The following is a 17,223-nucleotide window of genomic DNA, read 5'->3' as shown; positions in this document are numbered from 1 at the left end:
TTGGCTTTTCGTATGTCAGGGCATCCATTTAGTGTCCGCGTGGCGTCGCGCCCGGCCCGGCGACTGGCGCCTCGTTGATTTCACACACCCCCAAGGAGAACACATGCAACGGCTCTCGCCGTCATGGAGACACGCGTGCCTGCTCGTCGCTGGCACGCTCGTCATGACCGGCTGCGGAAGTGAAGGCGCTTCGTCCGAAACGAAGGCCGCCCGCGGTCAAACCCATTCACTGGACCACGGCTCGGACCTGGTCATCACCGAGCTTCGCGCCCCCGACAGCGTTCGCGACGGGTCTGCCTTCACCGCCACCGTGAAGGTCTGCAACCAGGGCTCCGCGGCCGCGTATCCCCAGGGCAGCGGCGACACGTTCCTGCAACTGTACCTGTCCACGACCCCCACCCAGCAGGTGCCCGACCCCAATGGTCCGCCTCCGCCCCAGCAGGTCACCGTGGGCGAGGTGGGCGTGGGTCCGCTGGAGCCCCACCAGTGCGTCACGCGCACCGTGAACGCCTACGCGCTGCCCCCCATGGAAGGAACGACTCCCGGCGCCTTCTACCTGGGCGCCAGCATCGACACCTGGCAGCAGGTGCAGGAGCTGGATGAGACCAACAATGGTTTCGTCCGCGGTCTGATCGGCGTGGGCTACGGGGAGGACCTCGTGGTCTCCGAGGTGAGTGCGCCCGCGAGCGTCCAGCCGGGAGCGCCCTTCCTCGCCGACGTGCGCGTCTGCAACGTGGGCACGGATTCCGCCTCCTCCTCCGAGGTGAAGGTCTACATCTCCACGGTGGACACCCTGAGCCTCCCCACGCCGGGCACGCCGACGGATACCCAGGAGCAGGTGGGCTCCTTCATCGCGCCGCCGCTAAAGGCGGGCCAATGCCACACGGTCCGGACGCAGGCGTTCGCCCAGGTTCCCCCGGCGGCCACCCAGCCCGAGCAGCCGCTGTACGTGGGCGCCATCATCGACCCGGAGCAGCAGCGCACCGAGCTGCGCGAGGACAACAACACGCGCGTCGCGGGCCGGATTGCCCTGGGGTTCCAGGCCGACCTGGTGGTCACCGACGTGACGGGGCCCGCCAACATCGAGCCGGGGCAGCCGGTCTCTGGCTCCGTGACGGTGTGCAACGTGGGCACGGACCAGGCCTCGGATGTGCGCGTGGACGTGCTGCTGTCCACGGAGGCCTCGCTGTCCGCCTCTCAGGATCCCAGCTCCCAGACGGAGTCCTTCGTCGGCCAGGCGCAGGCGCCAGGGCTGGATGCCGGCCGGTGCATCACGCTGCCGGTGTTCGGGGGCTCGTCCCTGCCTTTCGCCTACCAGCCCGGGTCGCCGCTGTACCTGGGTGCGCGCGTGGACGGAATGCAGTCCGTCCAGGAGCTGCGGGATGACAACAACACCTTCACGAAGGGCACCGTGGGTGTGGGCTATGGCCCCGACCTGGTGATCCGGTCGCTGAAGGGGCCCGCCAACCTCCCGGAGTACTCTTCGTTCCCCGTCGAGGCGCAGGTCTGCAACGTGGGCACGGGCGACATGACGGGCTACGCCTCCCTGGAGCTGTACCTCTCCACGGAGGACGCGGTGGTGCTCTCGCCGCAGTCCGGGCCCTTCCCCACGCCGAATCAGGCCCAGGTGGGCGTGACGGATGTGTCCTTCCTCTCCGCCGGTCAATGCCGGACGGTGACGGTGAATGCCTACCGCAACCTGCCCTGGGAGGCGCAGCCGGGTCAGCCCCTGTACCTGGGCGCGGCCATCGACGCGTTCAGCAACGTCCAGGAGCTGAAGGAGGACAACAACACGTTCACCCAGGGGCTGGTGGGCACGGGGCCGGAAGCGGACCTCGTCGTCACCGACGTGAAGGCCCCCGCGAACGTCGATGAAGGCCGGTCCTTCACCGCGACCTACACGGTCTGCAACCAGGGCAACGCCCCCGCGTCCTCCTACGGGGTGTCGCTGTTCCTCTCCACGGAGACGACGCCGCCCGTGTCGCGGCCGTATCCGGCCCCGCCCGTGTTCGCGGAGCCCACGCGGGCCTACGCCTTCCTGGGCCGCGCCCAGCCCTACGGGACGCTGGAGCCCGGGCAGTGCACGACCCAGCGCTCCACGTTCCACGCCGAGCGTCCGGTGGACGCGATGCCCTCGCCGTTCGAGCGGCCCCTGAACCTGAGCGCGGTCGTGGACATGCAGGGGTTCGAGCCGCGCGTGGACAACAACGGCTTCGCCGCGGGCATCCTGGGCCTGGGCTACGGGCCGGACCTCGTCATCACCGAGCTCCAGGGGCCCGCCAGCGTGCGGCCCGGGAACACCTTCACCAGCACCGTGAAGGTCTGCAACGTGGGCACGGCGCAGCTGAACAGCTCCTCGCACGTGGCGGTCTACGTGAGCGCGGAGGACACCCTGCCGGCGCCGAACCCCCTGCCCTTCCCGTCCATGCCGATGGGGGGCGGCCAGAGGCTCGTGGGTGACGCGTCCCTGCCGTCGCTGAACGCGGGCGCCTGCACCACGCGGCAGATCTCCGGCCCTGCGGACTCGCCGCCCAACGCGGTTCCGTTCCGTCCGCTGTACCTGGGGGCCGTCGTCAATCCGGGCGCGATGACGCAGGAGATGCGCTGGGACAATAACACCCGCGTGGCGGGCGCCCTGAGCGTGGGCAACGGGCCGGACCTGGTGGTCACCGCGCTGGAGGCCCCCCCCACCGTCGCGCCGTGGGAGCCGTTCGCCGCCACCGCGCGCGTCTGCAACGTGGGAACCGATCCCTCCAGCTCCACCGAGGTGGCGCTCGTCGTGTCCACGGAAGAGACCTGGACCCTGCCTGCGCCGGGCCAGCCGTCGCCGTTCCCCAACCCGAATCAGACCGTCGCGGGGTTCCTGAACGTCGCGCCGCTCGAGGCCGGGCAGTGCGTGAGCGCCATGGGGATGGTGTCCGCCGACCAGCCCTATGGGACCTCGCCGGAGCAGCCCGTGTACCTGAGCGCCGCCGTGGATCCGTTCCAGAACCGGGCGGAGCTGCGCGAGGACAACAATGTCTTCTCGCGAGGGCGCATCGGCATGGGGTACGCGCCGGACCTGGTCATCACCGCGGTGACGACGCCCCCCAGCATCCAGGCGTCCTTCACCGCCACCGTCACCGTCTGCAACCAGGGCCCCCAGGCCACGTCGTTCGGCCAGCCGGTGAGGGTGACGCTGCACCTGCTGACCCATCCCGAGCTGTCCCTGCCGGCGCAGTACGGGCCCCCGCCGCCTCCCGGGGAAATCCTGGGAGATGTCTTCCTCTCCTCCCACCTGGGAGCGCACACCTGCATCACCACGCCGGTGCTGGGAAACCTCTACGGGGGCACGGGGCCGGAGCAGAGCACGTACTACGTGGGGGCCATGGTGGACCGGAACTGGAACGTCCAGGAGGTGCGCAAGGACAACAACACCTTCGTCGGGCCGCGCGTCGCCGTGGGCAGCGGCCCGGACCTGGTCATCACCGCGATGGGCGGTCCGGCGAACCTCGTGCCCTATGGACAGGCGCAGGCCCCCGTCACCGTCTGCAACCAGGGCACGCAGCCCTCCTACCCCCAGATGGTGGAGTTCTTCCTCTCCACGGAGTCCACCCCGCCGGACCTGAGCTTCGCCGCGGAATTCCCTGTGCCGGGCTCCGGCGTGTCCCTGGCGGGAACGGTGGAAATTCCGTCCCTGCCCGCGAACGCGTGCATCACGCAGGAAGGAACCCTCCAAGCCAATACGCCCTCCGCGGAGCCGGGAGCGCCCCTCTTCGTGGGGGCGTTGATGCGCGCCTGGGTTCCCAACGACGAGCTGCGCACGGACAACAACGCCTTCGTGCGGGGCCGCATCGGCGTGGGGTACGCGCCGGACCTGGTCGTCACGGAAGTCACCGCGCCGTTCGCAGTGCGTGGGGGAGAGATGTTCACCACCCTCGTGACGGTCTGCAACCAGGGCACGCAGCCCGCGGCGTGGAACACCGCGGTGCAGCTCTACCTCTCCACCCAGCCCACCCTGGCGTTCATGGACGAGATGCCGTCCTCCTCCACCCAGGTGACCCTGGGCCAGACGGAAGTGGGCGATCTGGAGGCGGGGCAGTGCACGACGCGCCAGCTCCTCACCTCCGCGTACTCGCTGCCCGGCAACCAGAACTCCGGGCTGTTCTACCTGGGCGTGCTGGTGGACCCGTGGCGGTCGGCGACGGAGCTGCGCGAGGACAACAACGCCTTCGTCGAGAACTTCCTCGCGGTGCTGCCGTAGCCACACTCCGCGGTACGTAGGACGCGCGGGCGTCGGCCGGGGTCTTCATGAGCCCCGGGCGGCGCCCGCCGCCGTTTCACGCAGGCATCAGCGGGAGGTCGCGCTCCACTCGCGGTACCACGCCACCAGCCGAGCCACGCCCGCGTCCACGGACACGCGCGGCCGGAAGCCCGTCTCCGCCTCCAGCCGCGAGGTGTCCGCCCACGTGGAGACCATCTCCGCGGGCGCCGAGGGCACGGACGTCACGCGGGCCTTCGTGCCCCAGTGCCGCTCCAGGAGGCCCACGAAGTCCCCCAGCGCCACCGGCTCGCCATGGCCCACGTTGAGCAGCCGGTGCGGCGGGCTCCCCGCCGGCGGTCGGTCCAACACGCGCAGCACGGCCTCCGCCACGTCGTCCACGAAGGTGAAGTCGCGCCGCATCCGCCCGTCGCCGTGCAGCCGCAGGGGCTCACCCTTCGCCAGCGCGCGCAGGAAGAGCAGCGGCGCCATGTCCGGACGTCCCCACGGCCCATACACCGTGAAGAAGCGCAGGCCGCTCGTGGGCAGCCGGTGCAGGTGGCTGTACGCGTGCGCCATCAGCTCGTTGGCGCGCTTGGTGGCGCCGTAGAGGTTGAGCGGTTGATCCACGGGCGCGTCCTCGCGGAACGGAGCGGGCGTGGCCGCGCCGTACACGGAGCTGGAGGACGCATAGACGAGGTGCTGGACGCGCGCCTCGCGGCAGGCCTCCAGCACGCGCACGAAGCCCGTCACGTTGGTGTCCGCGTACGCCGGGGCCTCCGCGTCCGGGGCCCGCACGCCCACACGCGCGGCCAGGTGCACCACGCCCTCCGGACGCGAGGCCGTGAACGCTTCGCCCAGCCGGGCCGCGTCGGTGATGTCCCCGGAGAGGAAGGTGAAGCCGCGCACCCCGGACAGCCGCTGGAGGCGCGAGCGCCGCAGCGCCACGTCCCCAGGGGCCGCGTCCAGCGCGTCCAGGCCCACCACCGTGTCGCCCCGGGAGAGGAGCCGCTCGCAGACGTGGGCGCCGATGAAGCCCGCCGCGCCCGTCACCAGGACCCGCATGCCCCCCTCTTCCCGCGCGAAAGGAGGACGGCCATCACGGCACCGCCGGCATCGCGTCGATGACGGCCCGGCGCAGGAACGAGTTCCAGTCCGTGGCGGACTGGTAGGCGCTCACGATGGGCTGCGAACGGAACGTGTCCGTCCAGAGGACCTGGCCGTTGGGGTCCACCATGCCCAGCCGCAGCACCACGTCCACCCGGTTCAGCACCGTCGCGCCGGACACGTCCAGCCAGTCCAGGATGACCACCACCGCGGCCTCGGCCTTGTTCTGCTGGATGAAGGACGCCACCTCGTCCGTGAGCGGCACCGGGGCCTGGGACTGGCGCGTGGCCACGACCTCGAAGCCGCGCGAGAGGAGCTCCGATTCCGCCTGGCGGGCCAGCACCGTGCGCGGGTTGCTCTCCCCGATGATGTCCTGGCGGAACGAGCCCGTGGGCAGCACGTCCACGCGCGAGCCCGACACCACCACCACCTTGCGGATGGCTCCCTCCGGACGCACCTGCCGGGCGGCGCAGGCCGGAAGGACGAGAGACACGAGGAGCAGCGGGAGGAGTCGTGCGGGGCTCATGCCGTCACGCTAGGCCACAAGCGGCGGGGCCTCCACCCCGACCGCACCCGCCCGCCCCTCAATCGAACAACCCCTGCAGGTAGAAGTCCCCGTCCCGCCCGTCCCGGTACACCCAGGCGGGCCCCAGCCCCTCGAAGTGCACGCGGTAGTAGTCCCGCTGGTACGGGGTGTCCGTCCACCATTCGCCACCCAGTCGCTCCGGCCCCGCCATCGCCGTCACCCGGTGCCGCCGCCCCGCGAGCCGCGCCGCCACCATCTCCCCGGACGCCGTCACCTCCGCGTCCAGCCGGGCCGGCTGGGCCAGGAGCCGCGACGGCCGCTCCCGGGCGGCCCCCGTCTCGCGCCAGACGGTGACGGGCGCTGCTGGCTCCGGCGCCGGAGCCAGCGGTCCGGACGGGGACAGCAGGCCGCGCCGCGTCTCCGGGGGATGGAAGGCCCGGGGCGTATGCGCGGACTCCGGCCGGTGCACGGCCTCCAGGGACGCGGCGAACAGCGCCCCCTCACCCAGCGTCGTCGCCAGCCGCGACAGCACACTCTCCAGGGCCGCGTCCCCCTCCGGCGCGTCCCCCAGCGCCAGCTGCTGGCCCAGGTCCTCGTCGTGCGCGTCCACCCGCACGGCGACCTCCGCCACCGGCCGCTCCAGCCGCAATTCCCCCAGCCGGTGCCGCGCCAGGTCCAACAGCAGCTTCGCTTGCGCCGTGGGCCGCGCCAGCAGGAGCGGCACCTGGGCCTCGCCGGTGGGGTCCAGGCGCAGCACGAAGGTGAGCCGCACCGCCGCCCGCTGCCGCCCGGAAAGCCGCGCGCCCATCCGGTCCAGCAGCGTCTTGAGCGCGAACTGCACGGGTTCGAAGGTGTCCGCGGGCGCGTCCAGCACCACCCGGTCCTCCAGCGCCTCCTCCAGCGGCTCCGGAGTGAAGGGCGTGTCGTCCACGCCCCGGCACCGCGCATGGGCCCGGGCCGCGCCCACGCCTCCGCGCGCCGTCACCGCCCCGGCCGGCAGCGCCGCCACCTCGCCCAACGTGGACAACCCCAGGACGGAGAAGGCCTTCGCCGCCGAGTCCTCCAGCGCGCCCAGCGGCAGGGGCGCCAGCGCTCGCGCGCCCTGCCCCTCCGGCACCACCACCACCCGCTGGGAGCCATACCGCGCCAGCACCCGCGAGGTGAACGCCTCCGACGCCACCGTCACGTGCGCCCGGTAGCCCTGCTCACCGCAGACCTCCAGCACACGCGCGCCCAGCTCCCTTTCGCCGCCCACCAGGTGCGCCGCGCTCGCGTCGAACCACAGCCCGTCCGGCGCGTCGCGCTGGAAGCCAGGACACAGGCCGAGCAGCGACTCCCCCAGCGCGGCCAGCGCCTGGGCCTCGTCCTTCAACCGGTACGGGAAGTTCCTCAGCTCGGGCTCCAGCGCGGTGGCCGCGGTCAGCGTCATCCCCGGCCGCACGCCGGCCTTCAGCGCGCGCGTGGAGGCGAAGGCCACCCGGCGCTGGCCGCGCACCTCCTCCACCAGCACCAGCGGCTGGCCCGCGAGCGCGGGCGACTCAATGACCTTGCGCTGCACCGGGAAGCGCGTGACGTGCAGGTAGCCCCTCCGCATGGCCCACCCTCTTTCCTGTCAGCGGCCGTCCGGGGACAGCGCGCTCCCCAGCGAAGGCATGGGCGCGTCCCGGCCGGGGCGCTGGCCCAGGATGCCCATGCCATTGCGCACGCGATCGGCGGGGTCCCGGTAGAAGCCCGGCCCCGAGTCCCCCGGCTCCGCCGCGTCCGCGTCCAAGAGCCGCGCCCCGGCATCCAGCCCCACCTCCGGGTAGAGCTCCCGCCAGGGGCTCACGACGCGTGTCCCCACGCCCCCGCCCCGGCTGCGCTCCAACTCCACGGACCAGCCCTGGACGCCCCGGGCCTCCAGCCGCAGCCGCGCGAGCCCGTCCGCGGGCGCCTCCGGCGACGTCAGCAGCAGCACCAGCGTCCCGCCCCGCGACGCCGCGTCCGCGAGCTTGCGCGCCTCCGTCAGGGCCAGCCGCTCCGGACGCCCCGGGGCGCCCACGCCGAGCGTCAGATCCACCACCACCGCCGTGAAGGCACCGCTGCGCGCCAGTTGCACGGCGGCCCACACCCGCTGCGCGAAGGCCTGGGGCCGCACGACGAGCAGCCGCTCCAGGTCCACGCCCAGCGCCGCCGCCGCGGGGGGATAGAGCTCCTTCGGACCATCCACCCACGCGCACAGGCGCAGCTCCCGGTGCGCGGACGCCACCGCGCGCAACGCCAGGCTGGTGCGCCCCGACGCCGCCTCGCCGCACAGCTCCACCGAGTGCCCCAACGGCAGGCCCCCTTGAGGCAGCAGCGCGTCCACCGCGTCCACGCCCGTGCGCAGCACCGACAGCGCGCTACGGGGCGCCGCCTGCAACTGGCGGATCCGTTCGCGCAGCTCCTCCACCACCGCCAACCCCGACCGTTCGACCGCCGCGCCCATGTGGCCTCCTCGCCTCGCGCACCGCGCGCGCATGGGGCCAGTATCCGAAGCCATCTGACACCCGAACAGGCGGCATTCCGGGTGCGTCGGACCTGTTGCGTCGGGTGCTCCGCTCGACGGAACGGGGCGGATCCGCGCGCATTCTTTTTTTGGCACCGGACATGACAGGTCACGTGCGGGCCCACGAAAAAGGGCCCCGCGTCCTTCGCGGGGCCCTCCGGGTGAGGCCTGGCGGATCAGCTCCGGACTACCCGGCGCACAGCACCTTCACCTCCACCTTCGTGTCGCCCACGCGCCTGAGGCACGGGCCCAGGAAGAAGATGCGCGCGGAGCGGTCGCCGCTGGGGGGCTCGTAGCGGAAGTCGCCGTTGGCCGCCGTGCACGTCTTCACGGAGCCGTCCGCGCGCGTGACGTACACCACCGCGAGCCGCGGATCCGGCAGGTTCACCACGGCCACGCTCTGCGCCACCGTGGCCATGTCCGCGATGTCCAGCAGCGTCTGCCGGTAGCTCGGCTTGCAGATGGAATCCAGGTTCGACCGGGTCTCGTCGAACGCCTTCGCCATGTCGCTCTGCCGGTAGCCGGGCCCGTAGGACGTCGGGCAGTCGACGTTGCGTACGTTTGTCGTGCCGCCCGTCGTGTCCACGGTCAGCTCCGCGCGCTTGTCCGTCACCGCCACCGGCCCGATGGTCGCCCACAGCACCTCGCGCGACGCGCCCTGGCTGTCACGCAGGCCCTGGAAGTCCTGGTAGTACTCCGACACCGGCGTCAGCTTGTCCCCCTGCTCCGTGCACGAGTCCACGGCCCGGTCCTGCCCCAGCGCCACCGGGGGCGGCCGCTGCTTGGAGCTGCAGTCCTCCTCGTCGGACACCACCACCACGAGCAGGCGCGAGTCGTCCCGCAGGAAGCCCCCGTTGCCCCCTTCCTCCAGGGGCTTGCTGGCCAGGGGCGAGGCGACCGCCAGCCGCACCGCCTCGAAGGGCGCTTCCTGACCGCTGCCGGAGATTCCCTGGTCCACCAACCGCTGGAACTTGGGCAGCAGCAGCGGATCCGACCCCTCGATGAAGCGCTCGGCGGTGGGCTGGTTCGCCTCGTCCTTCACCGGCTGCAGCCGGCCCTCCTGATCCGGGAAGGAGCGGATCACGTCCGCCCCGTCCGGGAAGATCTGGCGCTGGTACACGGAGGTGGTGATGACCCCCACGCGGAAGTCCTGGGACACGCCGTTGCCCTCCTTCAGCGCGGCCAGGAAGGCGGGCAACTCCGTGGCGATTCCCTGCTGCTCCTCGCTCATGGATCCGGAGTTGTCGATGACGAAGAGGATGTCCGTCTTCTGGGGGGCGACCACTGGAGGGGTCGCCTCGCAGGCATCCGGAACCGTGGAGCCATCGTCATCCACGGGGGAGTGGCATCCGAGCGCCAGGAGCGCGGACAGCGACATCAGGTGGGCGCAGGTATGGAGCTTCACATCGTCCTCCAGTGCGGGGACGCGCGCTCGCGCACCGCATCAGGCGTGAGAGGGGGCGAGCATGCCCCACCCCTTCGCCGGACGCGAGACTTCTGGGCCGTTACATAGAGGAGAGTCGTACAGCCGACGAGGCACGGAAATAACGCACATCGCGTTTGCCATGTCCCTTTTGGTTGTTACGTTGGTTCATCCGCCGCAGAAAACAACCGGATGGTTCACCGGCCCGGCCGCTTGCTGACCGGGTTCAAGCAAGGAAGAGGCCGAACTCCCATGTCTGACGAGAAGAAGAAGGGCACCGCGGCCAGCGCCATGCCCACCGCGATGGCCCCTCCGGGGCTCATCAACAAGGAAGACATTCCGCAGGTGCTGCCCATCCTGCCGCTGCGCAACAGTGTCTTCTTCCCCGGCGGTGTGCTGCCCCTGGCCGTCGGCCGCCAGAAGACGATCGCGCTGATCAAGGACGCCGTCCGTGACGACCAGGTCATCGGCGTCGTGACGCAGCGCCGCGCCGAGGAAGAGGATCCGGGCGCGTCCGACCTGTACACGATGGGCACCGTCGCCCGCATCGTGAAGCTCTTGAAGATGGGCGAGGACAACTACTCGCTCGTGGTCCAGGGCCTCGCGCGCTTCCGCGTGATGGAGCTGGTCCAGGAAGCGCCCTACCTCAAGGCCCGCGTCGACGCGGTGGAGGACAAGACCTCCAGCGAGAACGTCGAAGTGGAGGCCCTGGGCATCAACCTGAAGAAGCTGGCGCGCGAGGTCATCGAGCTGATGCCCGAGCTGCCCGCCGCCGCCACGGAGCTGGTGGAGAGCATCACGCATCCGGGCCACCTGGCGGACCTCATCGCCGCCAACGTGGACGTGCCCATCGAGGAGAAGCAGGCCGTGCTGGAGACGGTCGACCTCAAGGCGCGCATGAAGCTCGTCCTGGAGCTGCTCAACCGCAAGCGCGAGATCCTCAAGCTCTCCAACAAGATCGACTCCGCCGTGAAGGGCGAGATGTCGAAGACCCAGCGCGAGTACTACCTGCGCCAGCAGCTCAAGGCGATCAAGGAAGAGCTCGGCGAGATGGGCGAAGAGGAAGAGGAGCTGGACGAGCTCCAGGAGCGCCTGAAGAAGGCCGCCCTGCCCCCTGAGGTGGAGAAGGTCGCCCAGAAGGAGCTCAACCGCCTGAAGACGATCCCGGCGGCCTCCAGCGAGTACACCGTCGCGCGCACCTACCTGGATTGGATCGCGGACCTGCCGTGGTCGAAGATCAGCGAGGACAACCTCGACATCGAGAACGCGCGCCAGCAGCTGGACAAGGATCACTTCGGCATCAAGAAGGTGAAGAAGCGCATCCTGGAGTACCTGGCCGTCCGCAAGCTGAAGAACGACATGCGCGGGCCCATCCTGTGCCTCGTCGGTCCCCCGGGCGTCGGCAAGACGTCGCTGGGCCAGAGCGTGGCCAAGGCCACGGGCCGCAAGTTCGTGCGCCTGTCCCTGGGCGGCGTGCGTGACGAGGCCGAGATCCGTGGCCACCGCCGCACGTACGTGGGCGCGCTGCCGGGCCGCTTCATCCAGAGCATGAAGAAGGCCGGGACGAAGAACCCGGTCATGATGCTGGACGAAATCGACAAGCTGGGCGCGGACTTCCGCGGCGACCCGAGCGCGGCGCTGCTGGAGGTGCTGGACCCGGAGCAGAACAGCACGTTCAGCGACCACTACCTGGACGTGGCGTTCGACCTGTCGAAGGTCATGTTCGTCGCCACGGCGAACCAGCTGGATCCCATCCCCGGGCCGCTCCGGGACCGCATGGAGATCATCGAGCTGACGGGCTACACGTTCGAGGAGAAGCAGGCCATCGCCCGCATCCACCTCGTGCCGAAGCAGCTCAAGGAGCACGGCCTCAACGGGGACCACATCGAGGTGCAGGACGAGGCGTTGCTCATCCTGACCACGTCGTACACCCGCGAGGCGGGCGTGCGTAACCTGGAGCGCCGCATCGCGGACATCTGCCGCGCGGTGGCGGTGGAAGTGGCCGGTGGCAAGCTGGAGAAGCAGACCATCGGCGCGGAGCGCGTGAAGGAGATCCTCGGGCCCGAGATGTTCTACTCGGAGGTCGCGGAGCGCACGGAGGTTCCCGGTGTGGCGACGGGCCTCGCGTGGACCGCGGCGGGCGGCGACCTGCTCTTCATCGAAGCGACCAAGATGGCGGGCAAGGGCGGCATGACCCTGACCGGCCAGCTGGGCGACGTGATGAAGGAGTCCGCCACGGCGGCGCTGAGCTACCTGCGCAGCAAGGCGGAGGCGCTGGGCATCCCGTCCAACTTCCTGGAGAAGACGGACCTGCACCTGCACTTCCCCGCGGGCTCCATCCCCAAGGATGGTCCTTCGGCCGGCGTCACCATCCTGACCGCGCTCACCAGCCTGCTGACGGGCATCCGGGTGCGGCACGACACGGCGATGACGGGCGAGGCCACGCTGCGTGGCCTGGTGCTGCCGGTGGGCGGCATCAAGGAGAAGGTCCTGGCGGCGCACCGCGCGGGCATCAAGCGCGTCATCCTGCCGGAGCGTTGCCGCAAGGACCTGATCGACGTGCCGGATCAGGCGAAGAACGAGCTGGAGTTCATCTTCGCCACGAAGATGGACGAGGTCCTCAACGCCGCGCTGGAGACGTCTCCGTTCAAGGAGGGCGCCGCGATCACGGCGCCCACCACGGACACGCCCCCGGCGGAAGTCCGGGCGTAAGTCCCTGACGTGAAGCAGTGACGCGGGCAGGTTCCCTTCATCGGGGACCTGCCCGTCGTCTTTTCGGGGCTGCCCTGCCCTGCTTTCGCATCAGTGCGGGTGCAGGACGAGCGGCAGCGTGGCGGGCCCACGCACCACCAGCGTGCGGTGCCACGTCATGGGCTCCGGGCCGGCCTGCAGGTGGCGGAAGGCGTCCAGCAGGGCCTCCAGGGCCAGGCGGCCCTCCATGCGCGCCAGCTGCGCGCCCAGGCAGAAGTGGACGCCGTGGCCGAAGGGCAGGTTCTGCGGGCCGGGGCGGGATAGGTTGAAGCGGTCGCCGTCCGGGAAGTGCGCCTCGTCGTGCGCGGCGGAGCCCAGGAGCACCAGCACCGGGGCGCCCTTGGGCAGGCTCACCCCGCCCAGCTCCACCGCCTCCGTGGTGAGGCGCGGCGCGGCCTGGGCGGGCGGTTCGTAGCGCAGCACCTCGTCGATGAAGGCGGGGATGCGCGAACGGTCCGAGCGCAGCTGGGCCCAGATCTCCGGGTGTTCCCTCAGCACGACGAGCGACGCGCCCAGCAGGTGCACCACTGTCTCGATGCCGCCCACCAGCAGGAGCGCCATGAAGGCGATGAGCTCGTCCTTCGACAGGGCCTCGCCATCCACGCGGGCCTGTTGCAGCTCGCTGACCAGGTCCGTGCCGGGCGCGCGGGCGCGGGCGTCCAGCACCTCGCCGAAGTACTGGCGCAGCTCCGCCACCGCGTCGCGGGCCTTCTGCTTGCGGTCCTCTTCGTCCGGCCGGACGGTGGTGACGCCACCCGTGATCAGGTCCGCCCACTGCTTCAGGCGCGTGGCGCGCGAGGGGTCCAGGCCCAGCAGCTCGCTGATGACGGCGGCCGGGATGCGCAGCGCGTACGGAGGCATCAGGTCCACGGGCACGCCGCGGGGCAGCTCCGCCACCGCCTGCCGGCAGATGTCCCTCACGCGGGGCTCCAGCCGGGCCATGGCGGCGCCGCCGAACGCCTTCTGCACCAGCACCCGCAGGCGGCCGTGCTGGGGCGGGTCCATGGTGAGCATGGACTCGGAGAAGGGATTGCCGCCCAGCCAGGGCGGGTTGGTGGCCACGCGGAAGCCCTGCGAGGAGAAGCGCTGGGGGTCCTTGAGGACGCGCAGCACGTCCTCATGGCGCGACACGGCCCACATGCCACCGGGCTCCACCTGACACACGGGGGCCTCGCGGCGCATGCGGGCGTAGGTGGGATAGGGGTTGGCCTTCACTTCCGGCGACAGGAGGTTGAAGCGCTCGCTCATGCTGGGCATACGCAAGCAGCGAACCTCTCTGGCACCACACACGAAGGAGCGGACCCATGAAGTACGCCAACCTGGGACACACCGGCCTGCGGGTCTCCCGCATCTGCCTGGGCTGCATGAGCTACGGCACCCCGAAGTGGCGCCCGTGGGTGCTGGACGAAGAGGCGGCGCAGCCCTTCTTCCGCCGCGCGGTGGAGCTGGGCGTCACCTTCTTCGACACCGCGAACATGTACTCGGACGGGGTCAGTGAAGAGGTGACGGGCCGCGCGCTGCGCAAGTACGCGAAGCTGGATGAAGTGGTGCTGGCCACGAAGGTCTACTTCCCCACGGGCAGCGGCCAGAACGAGCGCGGCCTGTCGCGCAAGGCCATCACGCAAGCGTGCGAGGCGAGCCTCAAGCGGCTGGGCGTGGAGACCATCGACCTCTATCAAATCCACCGGATGGACCCGAACACGCCCATCGAGGAGACGCTGGCCGCGTTGGATCAGCTCGTGCGCCAGGGGAAGGTGCGCTACCTGGGAGCGAGCTCCGCGTACGCGTGGCAGTTCATGCGCGCGCTCAGCGCGTCCGAGCGCAACGGCTGGGCGCGCTTCGTGTCCATGCAGAACCACTACAACCTGGTCTACCGCGAGGAGGAGCGGGAGATGCTGCCCCTCTGCGAGGCGGAGGGCGTGGGCGTCATCCCGTGGTCGCCGCTGGCGCGAGGGCTGCTCGCGGGTTCGCGCAAGTCGCTGGACGACAAGGAGGCCACGACGCGCGCGGGCTCCGACACGCTGTCGCCCATCCTCTACAACCAGCCCGGGGACTGGGACGTGGTGGAGGCGGTGAAGCAGGTGGCGGAGGCGCGCAAGGCCCCGCCCGCGCAGGTGGCCCTGGCGTGGCTGTTGTCCAAGCCCGTCGTCACCGCGCCCATCATCGGCGCGACGAAGCCCGAGCACCTGGAGGACGCGGTGAAGGCCGTGAGCCTCAAGCTCGCGCCGGAAGAGGTGAAGGCGCTGGAGGCCCCCTACAAGCCGCACGCGGTGCGCGGCCTGTAGGCGGTGCCAGGGGTGGACGCGCCTCAGCGCTCCTTCACGAGCGCGTCCACCTTCTTCTCCAGCGGCTTCACGTCCTCGAAGAACGAGTCCATGGAGTGCGCCGGGGCCAGGCGCAGCACCGGCGGCAGGAGCGAGCGGGGAAACTCCAGCTCCTCGCTGAAGGGCTCGTTGCCCAGGAGATCCGACGCGTTCGTGAGGACCATCACGCCCACCGACGCGATGACGAGCCCGCGAACCACCCGCTTGCCGCTCCAGCGCGTCACGTAGCGCAGGTGCCAGTAGAGCCCCCACCCCACCAGTCCCAGCACGGCCAGCATGCGTCCGAAAGCCAGCCACGAGCCCAGCGAGAAGCTGAAGCTCACGAGCGCGAACAGGGGCGGTAGAAGCGCGAAGCCCAGCAGCACCAGGGCGGCGATGGTGGTGTGCACGCGGAAGTGGAAGCGCTTGCGCGCGATGCGGCTCGCCAGCGACCAGCCCCCGGCCCACAGGAGCGCCAGTCCCAGGGGCACCACCGCGGACATCAGCAGGTCGCCCCAGTCCGTCTTCCGGAACTGGGTCACCCGCTCGGAGATGAAGGACGTCACGACCAGCGCCTGCAACGTGAGCGCGAAGGCCCGGGGGCGCTCGAGCAGGCGCTCGCTGGGGGCTTCGGGGGCTTCGTTGACGACCGTGTCCTCCACCACGAAGGAGCGGGGCCGGAAGCGCAGCACCGTGTCCCCCACGGACACACGCGCGTCCGGAGTGATGACCAGCTCCTTCAGCGCCGCCCACGGCTCCACGCTGAAGGTGCCGTTGACGCTGCCCACGTCATGCAGCACCACCGCGCCGTCCTCGCGCCGCTCCAGGCGCAGGTGTTCGGCGGAGACCTTCGGGTCGTCCAGGATGATGTCGTTGGCATAGCCGCGCCCCACCGTCACCGGCAGCATGTCCAGCCGGTGGCGGGACTGGACGGCGTCCCCTTCCAGCACCTCCAAGAAGATCACTTCGCCCACGACAGACCCTCCAGGTAGCGGCGCGCCAGCTTGCGAGCGTTCTCCGCGGAGAAGCCGCCCAACGTGAGGCTGGTGTCCACGCCGCGCGTGGATGCGTTCAGCGTGGCCGCGCGCAGCACCAGGTCGTAGAGGCCCGGGAAGCGGCGGTAGGCCCGCAGGCAGATGGCGGCGCGCACCGTGAGGCCGTTCACGTCCACGAACTCCGACTTGCAGCGGAAGTTGGTGACGTCCTCGCGCGTGGCGGCCACCGCGTCCGGGTCCTGGGAGAAGAGCGTGCTGTAGAGCGCGGAGAAGCGCATCGCGCCCAGCTTCTGGCTTTCGACGTGCTGGTGCAGGTAGGCCACCACGCCCGTGCGGTGGCTGGAGGACAGGAAGATGTCCTCCTCGGAGGAGCACTGGTAGCTCGTCACCGTGTAGGGCGTCTCCGGATCATGCGGCGTGTCGCCCCAGCACTTGAGGAAGGGGCTCCAGCGGCCGGGGACGCGGTACTCGCCCAGCGACTGCTTCGGCAGGTCCGTGGCCATCAGCCGGTCGGTGATGCGCTGCTGGTTGGCCAGCAGCTGATCCTTCACGGACGTCATCAGCGCGGCCGGATCCGGAGGCGCTTCCTGCTCCAGCGCCCGGTCGAGCAGCGCCCGTGCACGGGCCACCGGCACCAGGAAGCCCACCTGGTTGCCCATGGTGGCCACGTTGACGCCCACGACGCCGCCTTCTCCGCTGAGCGTGGGCCCGCCGCTCATGCCGGGGTTGATGGCGCCGGTGAAGTGCACGCGCTCGTAGAGGGCGTCGCGCACCAGGCCGTTATAGGTGCCCTCCACGATGGTGGTGCCCAGGTCGCGCGGGTTGCCCATGGCGAACAGGCGCGTGCCCTGCGGCGGTTCGTGCTCCTCCAGCGTGAAGTAGTCACTGATGGGGGCGTCCACCTGGATGACGGCCAGGTCGCTCGCCACGTCCACCGCGAGCAGACGCACCGGCACCGTCGCGTCGCCGCGGTCCAGCTCCGCGGTGTAGTCCTCCGGGTGGAGCACCAGGTCGGAGACGACGTGGTAGTTCGTGAGGGCGTGGCCCTTCGCGCTCACGAAGAACGCGGAGCCAATGGAGGACTTCGTCCCGGAGCGGCGCTCGATGATGCGCACCTGCGAGACGCGGCCCTGGATGCGGCGGAACAGCTCGTGCGTGGCCGGAGTCAGCGACGCCACCGGCAGGGACGGCACCACCGCGTCCGCGACGCCAGCGTCCGGCGCCGGAAGGACCGGCGGGGCTGGGGACGCCGAAGGCTCCGGAGGAGCCGCGGGCCCCTGCGCGAGCACGGCGACAAGGAGAAGGGAGAACATGGGCGGTGGCACCGTATCCCACCGCGAGCCCCACCGGG

General features: G+C 70.8%; 11 protein-coding genes. 3 read left to right on the top strand and 8 right to left on the bottom strand.

Features of this window, described 5'->3' with window-relative positions:
• Positions 1-103 precede the first annotated feature (103 nt).
• Positions 104-4,243, top strand: coding sequence for a CARDB domain-containing protein (locus tag D7X30_RS12195; protein WP_120563057.1), 4,140 nt, complete (start codon positions 104-106; stop codon positions 4,241-4,243).
• A gap of 87 nt (positions 4,244-4,330) precedes the next feature.
• Here the strand turns inward: D7X30_RS12195 and D7X30_RS12190 are convergent, their stop codons facing one another.
• The 5 genes from D7X30_RS12190 to D7X30_RS12170 all read right to left on the bottom strand — a co-directional run bounded on the left by D7X30_RS12190 (position 4,331) and on the right by D7X30_RS12170 (position 9,805).
• On the bottom strand, positions 4,331-5,305 hold the full coding sequence (locus D7X30_RS12190) for an NAD-dependent epimerase/dehydratase family protein (protein WP_120563056.1): 975 nt from the start codon (positions 5,303-5,305) through the stop codon (positions 4,331-4,333).
• A 34-nt stretch (positions 5,306-5,339) separates the two neighbouring features.
• Positions 5,340-5,873, bottom strand: a complete 534-nt coding sequence (locus D7X30_RS12185) for a hypothetical protein (protein WP_120563055.1) — start codon at positions 5,871-5,873, stop codon at positions 5,340-5,342.
• Positions 5,874-5,931: 58 nt separating this feature from the next.
• The gene (locus tag D7X30_RS12180; RefSeq protein WP_120563054.1) at positions 5,932-7,467 is read right to left on the bottom strand and encodes a DNA polymerase Y family protein; all 1,536 of its coding nucleotides are present in this window, start codon (positions 7,465-7,467) and stop codon (positions 5,932-5,934) included.
• A gap of 18 nt (positions 7,468-7,485) precedes the next feature.
• Positions 7,486-8,340, bottom strand: a complete 855-nt coding sequence (locus tag D7X30_RS12175; RefSeq protein ID WP_120563053.1) for an ImuA family protein — start codon at positions 8,338-8,340, stop codon at positions 7,486-7,488.
• A gap of 247 nt (positions 8,341-8,587) precedes the next feature.
• Positions 8,588-9,805, bottom strand: a complete 1,218-nt coding sequence (locus D7X30_RS12170) for a VWA domain-containing protein (RefSeq protein ID WP_120563052.1) — start codon at positions 9,803-9,805, stop codon at positions 8,588-8,590.
• Positions 9,806-10,075: 270 nt separating this feature from the next.
• Between D7X30_RS12170 and lon the strand changes: the two genes are divergently transcribed.
• The gene (lon, locus tag D7X30_RS12165) at positions 10,076-12,535 is read left to right on the top strand and encodes an endopeptidase La (protein WP_120563051.1); all 2,460 of its coding nucleotides are present in this window, start codon (positions 10,076-10,078) and stop codon (positions 12,533-12,535) included.
• Between the two features lie 90 nt (positions 12,536-12,625).
• On the opposite strand, the gene D7X30_RS12160 is transcribed toward lon, so the two are convergent.
• Entirely contained in the window at positions 12,626-13,831 is a 1,206-nt protein-coding gene (locus D7X30_RS12160) for a cytochrome P450 (RefSeq protein WP_304984691.1), read from the bottom strand.
• A 47-nt stretch (positions 13,832-13,878) separates the two neighbouring features.
• Here D7X30_RS12160 and D7X30_RS12155 point away from each other — a divergent pair, with 47 nt between their 5' ends.
• Complete coding sequence (locus D7X30_RS12155) at positions 13,879-14,859, top strand: aldo/keto reductase (protein ID WP_120563050.1); 981 nt, start codon at positions 13,879-13,881, stop codon at positions 14,857-14,859.
• A gap of 23 nt (positions 14,860-14,882) precedes the next feature.
• On the opposite strand, the gene D7X30_RS12150 is transcribed toward D7X30_RS12155, so the two are convergent.
• Both D7X30_RS12150 and D7X30_RS12145 read right to left on the bottom strand, forming a co-directional pair.
• The gene (locus D7X30_RS12150; protein ID WP_120563049.1) at positions 14,883-15,851 is read right to left on the bottom strand and encodes an FHA domain-containing protein; all 969 of its coding nucleotides are present in this window, start codon (positions 15,849-15,851) and stop codon (positions 14,883-14,885) included.
• Positions 15,839-17,185 (bottom strand): serine protease, encoded by a 1,347-nt coding sequence (locus D7X30_RS12145; protein ID WP_120563048.1) that lies wholly within the window; start codon positions 17,183-17,185, stop codon positions 15,839-15,841. Before D7X30_RS12145 ends, D7X30_RS12150 begins: the two co-directional genes overlap by 13 nt.
• Positions 17,186-17,223 lie beyond the last annotated feature (38 nt).

Origin of the sequence: Corallococcus sp. AB011P, from assembly GCF_003611605.1 — a bacterium.
GTDB lineage: Bacteria > Myxococcota > Myxococcia > Myxococcales > Myxococcaceae > Corallococcus > Corallococcus coralloides.
The sequence above is the reverse complement of the archived record's forward strand: the minus strand, read 5'-3'. Positions and strand labels throughout refer to the sequence as shown.